Raw genomic sequence first — 16,720 nt, 5'->3', positions numbered from 1 at the left:
AAACATAGACAACGCGGGTTGTTCCTTCGACAACTCTACCACTTTCTTTACCTTGTGTAGCTGTAGGGTCAATGCGGTAACTTGCTCCATCGGCTGTTGTAATCGTAGACGGTTTGTGGTCAGTTGTATCGTAGGCCGTTCCTACTGATGTGTCTGGTGTATCCACAATACGTGGAGAAAGAGTGTTGCCTTGCTTATCTTGGTAGTCAACAACAACATTCCCTTTTACTTCTGTATAGTAGTTTGCTACGTTCGTCGTACCTAATTTAACTTTACCTGTTGTATTATTAGTTGATGACACATATTTATAGATCTTGCCATCCGCTGTTGTGATTCTGTCTTGGTGTGTTGTTGTGTAGTCTTCACCAACAGGAGTTCCCGTAGGTTTAACCGTTTGAGTATTTGTTAGTTTAGTAGTAGTCCCTTGAATATAGTTATCCAGCAAGACATTCCCTGCAAGATTGTATTCAACCAGATTGTATTCAAGATCTGGTTTTACAAGAGTAAAGCGAGATGGTAATTTGCTTGTAATAGCTAACCAATAACCTCTATCCCATTGTGTAGTCCGCTGCATCACAAAGGAAATTGAATCTCCGCTTTCTGCCACACCCGCAATCCCCATTTTATAGAAATTTGGATCATCATAGTCGTCTTTAATGCCGTCAGTGACAATATTTGCTGCCAAACGTCCATCGGTTTGTTTTTCAACCAAAGAACCGGTAATCTTTACTGGTCGGAAATTATAATCTGTTATGCTTTCTTCGTGCTTCAGACCAGCCAATTTTCCAGTCTTAGGTTCTGTTTTGGTTAAACTTGTTAGAGCCAAAATTGCAGGGTTATCTTTTTTAAAGTTTATAACATTGCCATCAGCATCATAGAAGCGAGCAACAACTTTATATCTAGAAGGTACATTTATGTCATAAAAAGTGTAAATCCCTCTCGTCGGATCCTTCTCAGCAAAACCAACGATACCTGTTTTAGGGTTTAAATTCGTTACCTCATAAGTAACCTTTGAAATACTTACTCCATTATATTTAGAATTTTGGAGGCCCGTATAAGTAGCCGTAATGGTTTGTCCGCTTTTAATTTTAGGGATGACAAACCGGCTTCCACCAGCTGACAGTTTCGTTGTAAATGCTGGGATTGGATTGTTTGCAAACGTTCCACCAGATTTCACATACTCCTCATATGACATATTATTCATATCTTTTTGACCAAATTCAGTGGTACCAGTGATAGACAATTTAGCATTAGGCTCCCGTTCAAATTTCAAGCCTTGGCTGACAACTTCACTTAGATAGCCTGGAGTGCCGGTGTTTGCTTGCGCTTTTTTTAGGTCGCGTTTATAGGCATCTACCCCCGTCTTGATACGAGTTGCTTGTGTTTCCTCAAGAGTGTTGGCAAGGTCCTTTTTAGCATCTGACTCTACTTGGTTGTTCGCTGTTCCAATGTTGTCATTTTGATTTTGCTTAACATCAATGTTATAACCATTTGCTTCAGAAATCGCATCTTTTAGTTTTTGGTTTTCGACAGTTACTTTTGAACCTTCCGTACGATCTACCGGAGTAGCTACTGGGTCTGAGGTTGATACTGCTCCTGCTGGCGCAGGAGTAGTTGCTTCAGCTTTTGCTGTTGTAGCAGGAGCGGGCGTTGTTTCAGGCGTTGCAGTTGTTGCTGCTGGCGTTGTACTCGCTACTGGTGCTGTGGCTGGTTGCGTAGCTGCACTTTCAGTTGTTGTAGTCGCTGACGCTGTTGTAGTGTCAGCTGTTGAAGTAGCTCCTGCTGGTGCTGTTGTTTCAGCTTTTGCAGTGGTTATTGCTGCTGTAGAGCTGCTAGCTGCTTCAGTTGCTGCTGCTTTTGATTGTGCAGCAAGACTTGTATCAGAAGCTTCCGCCACTGGAGCTGGCGTTGTTGGCTTCGTTGCCTTTACTTCATCAGCAGCTACACCTTGGTGAGCGCTAAGGATTGCAATTGTTCCAAGCGTCAAGATACCAATGGTGCCATAAACTTTGTTTTTCCGGATCGAACCATGACCCTTCGTTTTGCTATTATGAAACATAAAATTCCTCTTTTCTTTTTAATAATTACCCAATTAACCAATTATCTTTCTCAAAAGGCTTGACTTTTTTGAAGCCTAATAGAGCCAAGATAAATAAACCAATCGTTGCAAGAATCGTGGTTGCTTCCCCCGTATCTGGCAACAATGTAAACTTACCATTACTTGATTTGACAGTGACCGTTCCATCAGGATTTGCCCTAGCACCTACTTGCGCAGCTGGTACAGATGTTTTAGAACCGTCTGCGTTTTTGATAGTGACTTCTCCTTGATCATTACCAATAATCTCAAAGCCCTTGTCCGTCAAAAGCGGATCAGCTGGTGAGATGATTGATTTGATTGGATTGTCAATCGTGTCACCTTTTTTAGTAGTCACAGATGAAGCATTGTCAAGACTGAATGTTTCATCCTTTTTCAAGTCCATATCTGAAATTGTTGTCTCGTCCGTACTCTTTTCAGTCAAAATTGACGGATTGACCGTATCTTTTGCATCTATTGCTTCATCAGTTGGTATTGTATCTGTCGGTGCGATTGTATCTGCTATAGAAGTATCTGGGCTAACCGATGAATCTGATGAGGGGGTAGCCGAAACACTTGGCACTTGAGCTTTATCCTGCGAAGGCACTACTTTACTAGAAGAATCCGGTGTACTTGGTATATCCTTATCTGGTGGAGCGGGATCTGTCTTCGGTGGCACCACCTTATTAGAGTCTGGCGTTTCTGTGACCAGATCATAGTAATAAGTAATATTGGTATTTCCTTCAAGGACTTTTCCTTTTTCGTACCCCTGAGTAGCTTTTAGATCAAGGCGGTATTTCTTACCTTCTGAACTGATAATGGTTTCTCTTCGTTGGTCGGTCGTATCGTAGTCCGTTCCCACTTCAGAAGTCGGTGTATCCAGCTCTTTTGGTGCAATCAAAGTACCATCTTTACTCTTGTACTCAACCGTTACATCACCATATTTCTTTTCTGGCTCCGCTTGATTTGGCTTTGAAGACTCAGAGTCTGATGTTCCAGACTTATCCTTATCTGGTGTAGCCGGTGGTACAGGGGCTATCTTCAGCGGTTCTACCTTACTTGAGGAATCCGACGGTTCCAACTTGTCCTTTTCTGGCGCAGTCGGTGTTGTTGGCGTTGTCTTTGGTGCCTCTACCTTGTCTGACACGCTTGGCTTATCCTTATCTGAAGCAACTGACGTGGACTTGTCAGGAGTTACAGGAGCAGCCGGCGTCACAGCCATAGAGGTATTTGCATTTCCCTGCTTAGACTCTGGCGTTTCAGTAGAAGCCTTTTTATTGCTGTCAACAGTCGGTGTGACAATCGTTGTGGAGCTAGAGCGCTCAACATCCCTAGCCAACACAGGATTTGCACCTAAGGCTGATAACAATACAGCCGTTGACGCTAAAAAGAACCTGCTTTTTTTCATTCTAAATATCCTCTCAATATTTTAACATATTGGATATGTTAAGGCCTAGTTTAAAAAACTATTCACTTTTATGATATTAATATTTTCCTCAAATGTCAAGCCGATTACAGCATTTTCACAGATTTATTTAATCTCATTACAGAAGTATTTTACATTTGTTTGCACCTTGTAAAGAAACATAGATATATTACAGATAAACAATAGGTGATTGATAAAAGAGTAATCTAAAGCGCTAACAACTTTTAAATCCCAATTAGTCTAGACAAGCGCACCAATCAGTTATGATGCATATATACGAAAGCCCTTTCGCATCAAAATCCAACTATTTTTTACTTCAATAATGGTGTATAAAATGATAATGGTATATCTGTAACGAATAGTTATGCAACAGCGGTAAACTATCTTTTTTATTTTCAACTTTTTAAAACAAGAGGGTTAAAACTAGCTGCTAACACTTGTACAATTTCCTGTCAAGTGTTCTAATAAGAATAGTCTTAAAATGAGGTAATATAAAATAGAAGCGGTCGTCTATTCAAATTTTAGAAACAATTTAAAACATTACATGAAAAAAGTCAACGATGAATATGAACCTCTAATGGTTGTCAATAAAAATCCTGATGAAAACGGCACTAGCCCCATAAAATGAGACACAAGAAAAACCTCCTGTTGAAATCTAGTAAACTAGAAACAGGAGTGTTTTGTTATGGTCAAAAAAGCGTATTCGGTAGAAACTAAGTTAGCCTGTATCGAAATGAAGAAAGCAGGTAAGCCCAATAAGGTTATCATGGAGACCCTGGGCATCAAAAATGTTAGTCAGGTCAAGACCTGGTGGCGATGGTATCGAAATGATGAACTGCACCGTTTCCATCAACCCGTGGGGAAACAATATACCTACGGTAAAGGAATGGAACAGCTATCCGAAGTGGAACAGTTACGACTACAGGCGGAATTGCTAAAAAAGTATCGAATCTGAGCAATAGTTTCGACAGAGCATCTGACAAATTTTTGATAATTGACCTATGTTCCATTCCAAGTAATGAGAATTAGCGGTATTCTGTAAATGACTCATTTGGATGACCTCCTGTTGATTTTGTCACTTACAGTACAGTCCAAATGGGTTTTTATGGTATTTTGAAGTGAACTAGCACCACGGGTAAAATTTATAGAATCAAAACGCTATCACGAAAGCAGACACATCAAAGATGTGACCATCATTGACCAAGAAATGGATACGGACTAACTGCCTATGAAACCAACCACCCTACAAATTGACTTAAAAAATATTACGATACAACTCCCATCCGATAAAATTATCGTTGACCGTTCCGAATATGAAGAACTCAAAAAAATCTCCTCAAAAGGGCGTTATCTGACGCTCTCTGAGGTTTTAGAACTTCTTTCCGTCTCTCGTCCATGGTTACTCGAAAACGTGCTTTATAAGCCTGAAATTCGTAAGCAAATTGACATTGATAAAAATAGCAATGGCTTTGTGAAATACCCAGATAGTCAAGGCGGACGCTATTACTTTCTGGCAAGCAAAACCAAAGAATTTTTTGAGGATCATTTTGCAAAAATTTTTGAATTATGACAAGATAACCAAGATAAAACCTTGGTTATCGATTTCTTAGAAAAGAGGGAACCATGTCACTATACATTACGCAACGCGGAGGGAAAAAAGGGAAGTGGTCTTATCGGATCACTGACAAAAAAGGGAACTATATTACATCAAAATCAGGATTTAAAACCAAAAAAGAAGCTGAAATTGAAGGTTTGACCCAAGAAATTAAATTACATCAAGGAAAGGTCATTGATAAAAACATCAGTCTCTTCCAATTGTGGGAAAAATGGTACCATTTAAAAATCATCCCACTGAATAAAATGGAATCTACACAAAACAAGCATCGCTTGCGTGGAAAGTTTATTCAAAAATACTTTGGAGATTCACCTGCTATATCCATCACATCCAGCCAATATCAAGCATTTATCAATAAATACGCTGAAACAAATTGTCATGATAATGTCAGCCGTCTAAATGCAGAGATACGAAGTGTCCTTATTTTTGCTAGACAAGATAAGCTTAGTATAGATTTATTCACAGAAGGGGTCGTACTATCTGGCAGAGAATCACCAAAGTCTAAGAATGAAAGATATATCCATAGCTTAGAAGATTATTAAAAACTTTGTCAGTATCTAGAATATCTCCTCGATTATCAAGAATCCGTCATTCCATACCTCTTATATATCCAACTGAAAACAGGTATGCGGTTTGGAGAAGTTCTTGGCTTAACTTGGGATTGTATCCATATTGAAAATAAGACCATTAAAACATATAGACGCTATGATTGCACAAGAAAAAGCTGGACAAAAGCTAAAACAGAAACTTCTATCCGTGACATTCCGATTGATGATACTACAGTCTCTATTTTACAAAAGCTAAAGGCTGAACAAAGGTATGTTTTAAGAAGCCATCAAGTTTCTAATCCAGACAAATGTTTGTTCTTTGATAAACAATCTGGACTACCCACAAATTCAGCAGTCAATAAACAATTAAAGAAGATACTATCTGAATTATCCATTACTCCTTCAAATATGACGAGCACAGGTTTAAGACATACTTACGCAAGCACACTTCTGGCAATGGATATAGACATCTGGGCAATCGCCAAGAATATGGGACATAAAGATATTCAGCAAATCAGCGAGACTTACGGGCATTTAATCAAAGAAAAAGCTATCCGTGAAGACAATAAAATCCGTGACTTTTTCCACGGTTTAAGCCAGTAGAAACTATTTTGAACAAATTTTGAACAAAAACAAAAGAAACGCTGATTTATCAACGTTTCTAAACTTAAGCAATACCGGCGGCCGAGATTTTGATATTTTAATTAAAATCACTTTGTTGATTTTAAAACATTTAGACGAATCTAGACTACTTAAAAAAGTAGATTATTTTTTTATTTTTGGGTGAAAAATTGGGGTAAGTTTTGTAAGACCTGGTTTATCAGGACATGATTTCAAATTTTTAGATAAAGCTTTAACAACGGTCTTTGAAGGCTTTTTATTTTTGTCAAAATTTGATTTAATTTCAGGAAATTTGAAATAAGTCAGGTAAGTAACTGTAGGATCATCTACACTCTTTACACCACGATTGATTTCGGATAGTTCCATCTCCCATATCTCTATAACCAAAATCACTTAACGGTTTCTCTTCGCCGCAATGAGGACAAATTCTTGTTGGTTCACTTCCGTTATATCCACTTGACTGAATGATTGGATTTTTATCGTTTTTCATTTTTTCTCCTAATTATAAAAATTTTAAACTGTAGTATTCTATTTATTTGATATCTTTATATGTATCCAAGTAACTGGAATAATTTGGATCGTTATTCAATTTAACTTCAAAATTATTTCCGCTTTCTTTTAAAAGATTCAGTAATTCAGGATAATCTTTCAACTTCTCCTTCAGAGAAAAATATCTGTCTACATCATCCTTACTCACTGAGCTGTAAGTCTGTGGATCAAATTTAAATTGATCTTGAAAGATTTTTTAAGTAACTCTTCTTTTCGAGCTTCAAAGTTAAATTGTTTACTATCTTCGTCAAAATATTTAACCAAATTTTGATTAGCTTTTATTGTAGACTTTTCTTTCAATAATTTAAGTTTTTCTTCCAAAGGCTTATTTTTTAATGTATCCGAATTAAAACTAGAAGTAGTTAAGGTCAGATTTTGAATTAGAGAATTCTCTGTATAGCCATCGTCGCTAACTAGATGCTCAATTGTCATTTGATTAGCTGAAATCCCTGTATCCAGTTGGTCAATGTTATAAATTTCTTTTAAAACATATCTTACAATCTGACGATTTTTTGATAGCGTATCATCCTCGTTAGAAAATCTAAAAGTTTTATTCTCTATAAATGCATTATTTATATCCCCAGAAGGTAAAATATCTTCAACCTCATAAAAAAATTGTGCCATATACATTGTGAATTCAACTGAGGTTTCAGAGTGATAGAGGTCATAAGATAGTTTACTTATTAATTTTTCCATTTTATTACTTGATAAACGATAAGTATTGAAAATAAAAAAGTAGTTTCTAACCAAAATGAATGTTTTATCTAAAATTTCTTCCGAGATCAATCCTCTCTTATATTGTAAATATATTGCACTTAGCAACGGACGGACTTGCTGATTTCTCTTTATGTTAAAATACTCAATAACATTGTTTTCTGATGTTCTATCTGACATCTCTACATAGACGTGTGAAAACTCCAATAACCCAGATAAAAAATCTGATAGTTTATCTACTGGGACCTCTTCTTTAATTAACCTATAAACTAGACTAGCGTTTTCAGCTTGTTTTTGAATATAGCACTTTGCAAAATTACTAATTAGGAGGTCTGGATTTGATAATTTATTCGAATTTTGTTCAATTACTTTCCAATCAGCCTTAGCTCTATCTATAAATTCATCATCTCTAGGTTGTACATATTTCATCAAGTGATTTTTTAAAAGTTCAATTTGTTTTAGCTTTTGCCCTCTTGCATTCAGTACTTCAAAAATATTGTAAATTTCTTCTTCTTGTCCTGAAATTATTTCAACAATATTTGCACTCAATAATTTATCTAAAAATTCTGAAACATCATTATAATCACGATTCTTTAAATCTGATATAAAATAATTATACAATTTATAATAATTATTTTGCTTCTGAATAGTGCGCCTTTTATCACTAGACGAGGCTGAATCTATTATTTCTTTTATATCATGGTCATAGTCTTCGTTTTTTATAACTAATATTCTTTCAGATAAATTATTTAAAGTTGAAATAAAAGTTTCAAATATATATTTTGCTCTTTTCGTTGAAACATCGGTATTAATATCTCTTAGTCGCTTATAAATTGCAACTAATAATATATAGATTGTGGTTAACCGTTGTTGACCATCAATAATTTCGTACTTTTCAACACCTTTATCTGGTAAATGCTTATTTAAAACTATCGTTCCCAGGAAATGTGACCATGGAATTTCATCACCATTGTCCATTGTAAAACGTATATCAACTAATAGCTCTTTCCAATTCACTTCCTTCCATACATAATTCCTTTGGTATCTTGGTATACTGTACTCTGCCGCTCTTTGAAATATATCACTAATCTTTCTAGTCTCAGTATTAAATGTCATAATCTTCCCCCTTGTGCTAACTATTGAACATGGATGTACATCTCAAAAACCTCTACTTGAGCAAAGATTTGAAATTTCTTTCCAGTCCATCCCCCTCATGAAATTAGCAGCATAATCTACTTCTTTTTTCCCAAAAAACATTTCATAGATACCTAATCTTTTTATTCTACGCCCTAAACGAGTATTAGGATAATTCTCTTCAGAAATCATTGTCATGTAAAGTGTTAAAAATAGCTTTTCCACTGTTAAACTATCTTCTTTTGTATAACTACTTAATAAATTATCTATAAGATTTAGTGTATCTTCTTTTACCATTGTACTCGTATTATCATAAATCAACACAAAATCCTCATATACCTTATTTACCCCATACTTACCTGCTAATTCATTCAGCTTAGCAAAATAATCGGTGTCTAAAGGTGCTTCTGCTTCCCCATCAGTATTAATAAGATAAACACACCAGTCATCGAACCCACCTGTCCTAAATTCGATTGAGGTACCATCTGAAAATATTCTTACTATTTGGCACATAACTTTCTCCTTTTTGCATCATAATTTTTATAAAAATTCTTCTAATCCTAATTTATCAATGGGTATCTCTTCAAAATAATATTCACAACCAACATTGATTATATACTCTTTTGTATCGTCATATTGGCTTTGCTCAAACCATCTATTAAAAACATAAATATACTTAACATTGTAACCAATTGGGGAAAATAATTTTTCATATTCCCAAAGTTTAAAACCACAACTTGGAAGTTTCTCATCAACTGATCCCGATGTGTTTTGAAACTTCTTTTCAATTATATAAGCAGTCTTATTTCTTTCATTTATAAAACATTCATCAGGTCGCCATTTTTTTGAATTATAGTTACTATAATCAATTCCCTTTTTCTCCAAAAATTCTTTATAAATCTTTACTTGGGGAACTGAGTAACCTATAAAACTATGTTTATAAGATACCTTGAAATTTCTTACTTCAAAACCCATATTTTTTAGTGCAGAATCTAATGAGGTTGTTTGCTCAAATAATAGTCCATTTTTATTAGTTTTTGCTCCACCACCATGTTTATTTGGTATTCTATTACTCATATTTTTACTAGCCTCTCTCTGGTACAACACCCCATGTCATATTTCTTCCGGAGTAGTTCCAATACCTTATGTCCTGTTCAATAAATAGCCACTTAATTGTTTTTACAATTTGGTCGACAGGATAGCCAATACTAAAATAAACAGATTTGATCTCAGTATCTGTAACATCTTTACACTTAAAAACTTTTAGTAATAAATCATATAGCTTTCGATACATTTGGGGGTCAATCTCTTTTTTCTTTTGAAGATCTAAACCAAAATCAGTGTGCTTAGGATAATTTCTTTTTCGTTTATTAGGTTCAGAATAATCCATATTTTCGACACATACTAAAAATCAAAACCATTATGTAAATTTGCAGGTCGTTGGAGATATACCCTATCACCACTTTCTAAAGTTTCAACAAAATATTTATATTTAGAAGCATCATTTCCTTTTCCTACACCTGCTTCTTCTTGTGAAAATTTTTCAACCACTCTCATTCGCACTTCATTTCTTGTTCCTTCGTTAGAAAAACTATAAGTGATTTCGTGATTAGACATAACTCTCCTTTTTAGCCTTAAAAACCGTCACAATGGCAATGACAGCGCTTTTTAAAAAATGATTTAATCTATTATAGATCACTTTTGTCTAAAATTCTAGATCAATTCGAAAATTTTCGTTTATATCTCTATTTTTGATATAATGAAATTACTGTTCATTTCCAAATAATAAAAGATAAGCATAAACAATAAGGAGGTAGCATTTGCAACCATTTGTAAAATGGGCTGGTGGAAAACGTCAGCTATTACCTGAAATTCAACAACATTTACCCAAAAAATTCAATACTTACTATGAACCATTCATTGGTGGTGGAGCACTTCTATTTGAACTTGCGCACAATAATTCCATAATTAGCGACAATAATCATGTTCTTATAGATACATATATTGCTATTCGTGAGCATTTAAATGAGTTATTGCCGTTACTTGATAACTTACAAACTGAACACAACTCATTTGATGATAAAGAAAAAGCTAAAGAATTCTATTATGATAAGAGGAAAGAATTCAACGAGTTCATTCTAGATAAAGATTTCTCTCTAAAACGTAATGCACTGTTTATGTATCTCAATAAAGCCTGTTTTAACGGATTATACAGAGTTAATGGAAAAGGGCTATTTAATGTTCCATCAAATCAAAAAATCAAAATAAATATATATGACAAAGACAATCTTAAACAAATTTCTGACTATCTACAAAATGTTCAGATTTTCAATCAGGACTTTGAAGTCACCGTTAAAAATGCTAAACAAGGTGATCTAGTTTTCTTTGATTCTCCTTATGCTCCTCTTAACCCCACATCCTTTGATTCCTACACTAAAGAAGGCTTCAGTACAGAAGAACATATTAGACTATCAAATGTATTTAAACAATTATCAGAAAAAGGAGTCTACTGCATTCTTACAAATCACAATACAGAGTTTATCAGAGAATTATATTCAGACTTCAATCTTTTTGAAGTAGATGTAAAAAGATTGATAAATAGAGATGCAAAAAATCGAACTGGAAAGGAATTAATCGTAACAAATTTTGATTGATACAGAATTAAGAAGTCTTTTTCCTAAAACACAAAAATTTTATTACTCTTCAGATGAAACTTTATTACTTGAGGGTGACTGCTTCAAGTTACTATCAAAAATCAAGGCTCAATCCATTAACTGTATCTTTGCAGATCCGCCCTACTTCTTATCAAATGACGGAATAACAAATTCTGGCGGAAAGCAGGTCTCGGTTAATAAAGGTGACTGGGATACTGGAATATCTCTTTCAGAAAAGCATAAATTTAATAGAACGTGGATAAAAAAATGTAAAAGGGTTCTTGCTGATGATGGTACTATTTGGATTAGTGGGACCCTACACAATATCTATTCCATAGGCATGGCGTTAGAGCAAGAAGGATTTAAAATCATTAATAACATTACATGGCAAAAGAAAAATCCACCCCCTAATCTTGCTTGTCGAAGTTTTACTCATAGTACTGAAACAATACTTTGGGCAAAAAAAGATCAGAAGGGTAATAAACATTACTTTAATTATGAACTTATGAAAGAATTTAATAACGGAAAGCAAATGAAGGATGTTTGGGAAGGCCCATTAACTCCTAAGAGGGAAAAATCCTTTGGTAAGCATCCTACTCAAAAACCTCTTTATGTATTAGAAAGAATTTTACTAGCCTCAACCAAAAAAAACGATATAGTACTTGATCCTTTTATGGGAAGTGGTACTACTGGTGTTGCTAGTAAAAAGTTAAGCAGAAAATTCGTCGGAATAGAGCAAGATGACAACTTTATTGAACTATCAAAAAAACGAATTATTAATGAACAACAAGAGATTAGATTATTTTAAAAGACCCGCAAGTAGTTTAACTATTTGCAGGTCTTTTATTTTTTGTATCATTTATAAAAAAATTCTTCTAAAGAGTCATAAAAATCAACATGCTGGCCTCCTGGAATACATAAAGTTCCTGCAATATATGACTCCATTCTGCACCTCTACCACTCTTTTTATGATAAAACTAAGTTTCACATGTTTGTATGCCAAATGTCCTACCTATTACTTACTTTATTGATGCTTCTATTAAACACAAGAAACCCAAGATTAGAATTAAAAAAGGGTAATATATCCTTAAAGTAAAAAACTGAAACGCTAATGTTCCAGCTTTAATTTTCTACTAAATTCTTGATAAGGTTGCTAATTAGACTCTTTTGTTCTCCTTTATTACTCCAAAATAAACTTAATTATGCTCTAAGAGTTTAAAAACAATAATTATAGTGTAAAGTCAGAGATTACTTTACTTTTATCATTAGTCAATAGAAATATCTTTTAATAGGAAATAATGAAAGATTCAAAAGGTTGAAGTTCAGGTGAAAAGTCCTTACGGTCGCTATTCTGGATTAAAATACGAGTATTTTCTGGAAGACTAGTCATCAGTTCTAAATCCTGCTTCTGGTCTGAAAGATTAGCAACAACTATCCAGCGTTCCCACTCCAACTCTCTTTCGTAGATAAATAGATTCGGATCATCTGGATACAACAATGTGTAGGAGCCATCCTTCAAAATCTTATTGTCATGGCGGAGCTTAATTAATTTTTGATAATACTTGAAAATAGATTTTTCTGAGTTCAAATCTTTTTCTACATTGATCTCTTCATATTCTACTTTTATATTACTTCAATAAAATCTGTTAGTTTATTTTTCTACTATGTCTTGATTTTAAATCATAAACATGCAATAGAATACACTAGATATTTCTGACGTACTTTTATTTTATTGTCTTTAGTTAGTAATAGCTATTATAATAATTGCAATATTTTTCAATAATAGGAAAATTACTTACTTTATTAGTTTTAGAAATTATTACTATATTCTTAATATTTTGTTCCAAACAGAATACTCTTGACAGAGAATATTATTGGATTAGCAAACATAGAAATGATAAAATTTTAACAATAAGAGGGAACGAAGGAATTTTTGAATCTGAAGGCGCATCATATAATGTAAAAATCAATCAGAAATTAAAAACCTTTGAAGTAGCCGGTTCCACTAATCAGACTATTAAATATAAATTTAAAGCTGGTGTTCTAACTGCCAATTTGACTGGCGTTGAAAGAGATTATTATAAAAAAGGTAGCAACGCATACAAAAAGACATTAAAGCAATACGGATATTAAAAAATAAAGGATTTAGAGATCTTCTTTAGGTCATTTTCCTATTATGTAAGAGGAGTTTTGCATGCCGTTTAGCTTCTACTTCTGTCACTTGTTTGGGATTCCAAGCATAGCTAATAGATTGCCCCTTATCATACAATCCCCAAATTTTGAATTTTGGATAACATTGTTTTACCAAAGAGATGAATTGAGTATCTGCTAACTCTGGTAAATCAATATCTGAAATGAAGTTTACTTGATTCATTAAATGATTAAACTTTTCTAATGTGCTAGGCTCAAATTCGTTGTAATCAGAGATGATATAATCTTTCACTTGATTGAAATAACCGATAATATGTTTATTTTTTCTAGTTAAATAATCTTCTACAATTTGTCTTGCAGATAGCCTGTTAATGTCTAATTCAAAATTCAAGAAGTCTGTCAAACGAGTTTTGAGAGCTTGACCAGAAACTTGTAGTGCTGCTTCTACCTCTTGAAAAGCCATTTGCTGATAAAAAATCTTAGTTAGAAGCACAATATCAGGCATTAAGAGAAAAGCTGAGTAAAAATTGGCTTCCCTTTCTTGTAAAGAATCATCATGAAAATCAGTGAATACTCGCCCACTGTGATTTAATAAGATGTGTCCTAATTCATGACATTTTGTGAAATTTTGACGATTGATAGAATCGCTATCTTGATAGGAAATCGTTAAAACATCATCATTGATATTAAAACCTGCTATATCTATTCGGATATGGTGAGGAATAACCAGTATTTTTTTCTTGTTGACTTCATAATTGAAGTAATCTTGAAAAGTATAATAAAGAGGATGTACTTTATTTAATTTCATGAATGGATAAAGTGTTTGTTTGACACGATTCCAAACATTAAAGTAAATTCTTTGCACGAAACATCAGTCTTTCTTTTCTTTATTCATAGCCCTAATGGCTTTTTCTCTCTCTAACAGAAATTCTCTCAAATCTTCTTCTAGTATTTTCTTCTCCTCATCAGATAAATTTTTAGAAGTTTTCCGATACAGAACTTCAAACGTTGATAAGTCAATTTCATCTGAATTTTTGTAGTCAGATTTACCTAAAAGATAATCCGTAGAAACATTATAAAACTCTGCAATCTTAGGATATTTATCTGGAGTTGGTTTTTTTTCGCCTTTTTCCCAATTTGAATAAGTGGGTTGTGATACTCCAAATTGTTGCGAAACATCATTTTGCGTTAGATTAGCTTCTAAACGCAGAGCTTTTAAGCGTTCGGGAAACATTTTGTACCTCTTTAAAAATTTTTAATTTTTTTACAAAAAACTCTTGACAAATATAGCCAAAGGGTATATTATATAAATATAGCCATTGGCTATATAATGATTTTGCTAGATTTCCCTAAAAAGTGAAATTACCTTCAATAAAGAATAGACAAGGCAATTTAGCAAAATAGTTGAATTTGTCCTTTGAAAATTGAATAAAAAAGTGCGTCAGACAACCTCACTCAAGCTTAGCTGACCAACACACAATATTGTTTAGCAATTATTATTGTACAGGTTTTATCGCAAAAAGTCAAGGAGGTTGGAGTAGATGAACCTAGAATGGAATGATGTTATCTCACGCACTCGGCTTTTTGCCCCTCTTGACCGAATAACAAAGGGGAACTGCTGGCGCTGGTGGCGTCGGAAATGCTGACAGGTAAGATTGGTTCTACTGGGGTAAGCATAGGCGGTTAATCGTGGCTATAGTGAAGTGAGATGACTATAATAACAGAGATTAGTCAAGTACAGCTATAGGACGGTGATAATAACAATGAGTGTGCGATGATATGAGCACGCCCTAAACAGGTATATTCCTGTTTAGAAGAGTAGAAAACACTTAAACAAATACAAACGATTGACAATGTAAACTATATGGTTTACAATAAATAATGAAAGGTGGTGGCGTTTATGGCAACTGTACCAACGCAAATTCGGATTGATGAAACTGTCAAAGCCCAAGCAACTTCATTATTTAATGACTTGGGGATGGATATGTCTAGTGCGGTTAATATTTTTCTTCGTCAATGTCTATTGCGTGGTGGGCTTCCTTTCACGGTTGAAGTTCCCAATTATAGTCAAAAGACCTTAGAAGCTCTGGCAGAAGCTAAGCGTATTTCTCGTGATGAAGCGGTCGCTTCTTATGACAATCTAGCAGATTTAAAGAAGGCTTTGGAAGCTTAGATGTACCAAGTCAAGTTCACCTCTGCTTTTAAAAAGAGCTACAAACGGATTAAAAAGCGAGGCTTAGAGATGGCACTCTTAGATGAAGTAATTGAAAAACTCCGTCTAGGACAGACACTAGAAGAAAAATACCGCGACCACGAACTCAAAGGAAATTTTGTTGGTTTTAGGGAATGTCATATTAAGCCAGATTGGCTCTTGATTTATCTCATTGAAGATGATATTTTGACATTAACTTTAGCTGATACAGGCAGTCATGCGGATTTGTTTAAGATGTGAAGACAGTTCTTTGTGAGCTGTCTTTTTTATTTTCTACTCCTCTAAGCTGATAAAGCTACTTAACACATTCTAAAAGAAAGTGAGGTAACACTATGACCTATTATGAACAAAGTTTTCAGAGATTATATGAGAACTTTGTTTTTTCTTTGAAAATCTATCCGGATAACCATTATCAAAAGGTCTTATGTTATCAAGTGCTAGAAAAAATGGATAAGTTGTTTCACGACTACCAAAAACTAGGCTTGCCAACGGTTCAGTTAGTACAATGGAAAAATCACTACAAATTTAAAATTCAACAGTATTACATTATGAATGGAGGTACAACATGAATTATTTTGAAAAACGATTCCAACAAATCTATGAGAAGTTTCTTTTCTCCCTTAAAATTTATCACACGAATCCTACACACTGTGAAACGTGCTACCGAGACTGTCTAAACGAAATGGACAGTCTTTTTTTACGCCATGATACCCATGACCAGTTTGCTAAAGAGCTTTTGAATTGTAAAAAGACTTTTCAATTTAAAGTTAAAAAAGCTTATTTTAGAATGTAAGGAGGACAGTATGACCAGAGTAAGAGCACCTGCAGATTAGAAGAGATAAGTTTATTTTTTTGACCTAGACAAGTCATAAAACGGTCTAAACAAATAGAAATTGAGGTAAACCTAATGGAAATTACAAAAGTATTCGTTGACCAAAACCAAGTCTTAGGAAATGAGGTCTTTGTCTCAGGTATGGAAGAAGTCCGTGCCAATGATTATAACCCTGTCTCTTATCGTATCT

The 16,720-nt window shown here is 34.2% G+C and carries 19 protein-coding genes and 4 pseudogenes; 11 read left to right on the top strand and 12 right to left on the bottom strand.

The genetic code is table 11. The features are described 5' to 3' along the window. Positions 1-2,059 (bottom strand): GbpC/Spa domain-containing protein (locus tag HMPREF3249_RS08015; protein WP_142350233.1); only part of this gene is annotated, 2,059 nt, incomplete at its 3' end. A gap of 25 nt (positions 2,060-2,084) precedes the next feature. After that, a complete protein-coding gene (locus HMPREF3249_RS08010) occupies positions 2,085-3,482 on the bottom strand; it encodes a MucBP domain-containing protein (RefSeq protein WP_059221273.1) in 1,398 nt (465 codons plus the stop codon). A gap of 514 nt (positions 3,483-3,996) precedes the next feature. Between HMPREF3249_RS08010 and HMPREF3249_RS09330 the strand changes: the two are divergent. Together HMPREF3249_RS09330 and HMPREF3249_RS09560 are read left to right on the top strand one after the other, a co-directional pair. Continuing rightward, positions 3,997-4,107 (top strand): annotated as a pseudogene (locus HMPREF3249_RS09330) (type II toxin-antitoxin system prevent-host-death family antitoxin); the annotation flags it as partial. Positions 4,108-4,185: 78 nt separating this feature from the next. Next, positions 4,186-4,443: pseudogene (locus HMPREF3249_RS09560) on the top strand (IS3 family transposase); the annotation flags it as partial. A gap of 3 nt (positions 4,444-4,446) precedes the next feature. Here the strand turns inward: HMPREF3249_RS09560 and HMPREF3249_RS09730 are convergent. Next, positions 4,447-4,551 (bottom strand): annotated as a pseudogene (locus HMPREF3249_RS09730) (IS982 family transposase); the annotation flags it as partial. A gap of 177 nt (positions 4,552-4,728) precedes the next feature. Between HMPREF3249_RS09730 and HMPREF3249_RS08000 the strand changes: the two are divergent. Both HMPREF3249_RS08000 and HMPREF3249_RS09325 read left to right on the top strand, forming a co-directional pair. After that, positions 4,729-5,070 carry a DUF771 domain-containing protein gene (locus HMPREF3249_RS08000; RefSeq protein ID WP_003041917.1) on the top strand — a complete coding sequence of 114 codons (342 nt, stop codon included), beginning with the start codon at positions 4,729-4,731 and terminating at the stop codon, positions 5,068-5,070. A 53-nt stretch (positions 5,071-5,123) separates the two neighbouring features. Further along, positions 5,124-6,266 (top strand): annotated as a pseudogene (locus HMPREF3249_RS09325) (site-specific integrase). 162 nt (positions 6,267-6,428) lie between these two features. Here the strand turns inward: HMPREF3249_RS09325 and HMPREF3249_RS09500 are convergent. The 6 genes from HMPREF3249_RS09500 to HMPREF3249_RS09720 all read right to left on the bottom strand — a co-directional run bounded on the left by HMPREF3249_RS09500 (position 6,429) and on the right by HMPREF3249_RS09720 (position 10,298). Beyond that, positions 6,429-6,650 carry a hypothetical protein gene (locus HMPREF3249_RS09500; protein WP_059221275.1) on the bottom strand — a complete coding sequence of 74 codons (222 nt, stop codon included), beginning with the start codon at positions 6,648-6,650 and terminating at the stop codon, positions 6,429-6,431. 327 nt (positions 6,651-6,977) lie between these two features. Continuing rightward, positions 6,978-8,663 (bottom strand): DUF262 domain-containing protein, encoded by a 1,686-nt coding sequence (locus HMPREF3249_RS07980; RefSeq protein ID WP_257369505.1) that lies wholly within the window; start codon positions 8,661-8,663, stop codon positions 6,978-6,980. Positions 8,664-8,705: 42 nt separating this feature from the next. Continuing rightward, positions 8,706-9,194 (bottom strand): DUF7004 family protein, encoded by a 489-nt coding sequence (locus HMPREF3249_RS07975; RefSeq protein WP_070867559.1) that lies wholly within the window; start codon positions 9,192-9,194, stop codon positions 8,706-8,708. A 27-nt stretch (positions 9,195-9,221) separates the two neighbouring features. After that, on the bottom strand, positions 9,222-9,758 hold the full coding sequence (locus HMPREF3249_RS07970; protein WP_059221282.1) for a PD-(D/E)XK nuclease superfamily protein: 537 nt from the start codon (positions 9,756-9,758) through the stop codon (positions 9,222-9,224). Positions 9,759-9,765: 7 nt separating this feature from the next. Next, a complete protein-coding gene (locus HMPREF3249_RS09725) occupies positions 9,766-10,071 on the bottom strand; it encodes a hypothetical protein (RefSeq protein WP_224785107.1) in 306 nt (101 codons plus the stop codon). A gap of 14 nt (positions 10,072-10,085) precedes the next feature. Further along, the gene (locus tag HMPREF3249_RS09720) at positions 10,086-10,298 is read right to left on the bottom strand and encodes a hypothetical protein (protein WP_224785106.1); all 213 of its coding nucleotides are present in this window, start codon (positions 10,296-10,298) and stop codon (positions 10,086-10,088) included. Positions 10,299-10,501: 203 nt separating this feature from the next. Here HMPREF3249_RS09720 and HMPREF3249_RS07960 point away from each other — a divergent pair, with 203 nt between their 5' ends. Then, positions 10,502-11,335, top strand: coding sequence for a DNA adenine methylase (locus HMPREF3249_RS07960; RefSeq protein WP_059221284.1), 834 nt, complete (start codon positions 10,502-10,504; stop codon positions 11,333-11,335). Next, positions 11,328-12,143 carry a DNA-methyltransferase gene (locus HMPREF3249_RS07955; RefSeq protein WP_224785105.1) on the top strand — a complete coding sequence of 272 codons (816 nt, stop codon included), beginning with the start codon at positions 11,328-11,330 and terminating at the stop codon, positions 12,141-12,143. Before HMPREF3249_RS07960 ends, HMPREF3249_RS07955 begins: the two co-directional genes overlap by 8 nt. Before the next feature lie 477 nt (positions 12,144-12,620). Here the strand turns inward: HMPREF3249_RS07955 and HMPREF3249_RS07950 are convergent, their stop codons facing one another. Next, on the bottom strand, positions 12,621-12,923 hold the full coding sequence (locus HMPREF3249_RS07950) for an alpha-glucosidase C-terminal domain-containing protein (protein ID WP_059221287.1): 303 nt from the start codon (positions 12,921-12,923) through the stop codon (positions 12,621-12,623). Positions 12,924-13,099: 176 nt separating this feature from the next. Here HMPREF3249_RS07950 and HMPREF3249_RS07945 point away from each other — a divergent pair, with 176 nt between their 5' ends. Further along, positions 13,100-13,468, top strand: coding sequence for a hypothetical protein (locus tag HMPREF3249_RS07945; protein WP_224785104.1), 369 nt, complete (start codon positions 13,100-13,102; stop codon positions 13,466-13,468). A 25-nt stretch (positions 13,469-13,493) separates the two neighbouring features. Here the strand turns inward: HMPREF3249_RS07945 and HMPREF3249_RS07940 are convergent, their stop codons facing one another. Continuing rightward, on the bottom strand, positions 13,494-14,351 hold the full coding sequence (locus HMPREF3249_RS07940; RefSeq protein WP_070867558.1) for an ImmA/IrrE family metallo-endopeptidase: 858 nt from the start codon (positions 14,349-14,351) through the stop codon (positions 13,494-13,496). Between the two features lie 6 nt (positions 14,352-14,357). After that, a complete protein-coding gene (locus HMPREF3249_RS07935) occupies positions 14,358-14,720 on the bottom strand; it encodes a helix-turn-helix domain-containing protein (RefSeq protein WP_059221288.1) in 363 nt (120 codons plus the stop codon). A gap of 666 nt (positions 14,721-15,386) precedes the next feature. On the opposite strand from HMPREF3249_RS07935, the gene HMPREF3249_RS07930 reads away from it, so the two are divergent. The 4 genes from HMPREF3249_RS07930 to HMPREF3249_RS09775 all read left to right on the top strand — a co-directional run bounded on the left by HMPREF3249_RS07930 (position 15,387) and on the right by HMPREF3249_RS09775 (position 16,491). After that, positions 15,387-15,659 carry a type II toxin-antitoxin system RelB/DinJ family antitoxin gene (locus tag HMPREF3249_RS07930; protein ID WP_059221290.1) on the top strand — a complete coding sequence of 91 codons (273 nt, stop codon included), beginning with the start codon at positions 15,387-15,389 and terminating at the stop codon, positions 15,657-15,659. Beyond that, on the top strand, positions 15,660-15,938 hold the full coding sequence (locus tag HMPREF3249_RS07925; RefSeq protein WP_003041871.1) for a type II toxin-antitoxin system YafQ family toxin: 279 nt from the start codon (positions 15,660-15,662) through the stop codon (positions 15,936-15,938). It begins immediately after the preceding gene. A 92-nt stretch (positions 15,939-16,030) separates the two neighbouring features. Continuing rightward, positions 16,031-16,267 (top strand): hypothetical protein, encoded by a 237-nt coding sequence (locus tag HMPREF3249_RS07920; RefSeq protein WP_049533218.1) that lies wholly within the window; start codon positions 16,031-16,033, stop codon positions 16,265-16,267. Beyond that, entirely contained in the window at positions 16,264-16,491 is a 228-nt protein-coding gene (locus HMPREF3249_RS09775) for a hypothetical protein (protein WP_049533217.1), read from the top strand. Before HMPREF3249_RS07920 ends, HMPREF3249_RS09775 begins: the two co-directional genes overlap by 4 nt. The last annotated feature ends 229 nt before the right edge of the window (positions 16,492-16,720 follow it).

Origin of the sequence: Streptococcus sp. HMSC36C04, from assembly GCF_001839535.1 — a bacterium.
Classification (GTDB): Bacteria; Bacillota; Bacilli; order Lactobacillales; family Streptococcaceae; genus Streptococcus; species Streptococcus hominis.
This window is presented reverse-complemented; position numbering and strand designations above follow the sequence as displayed.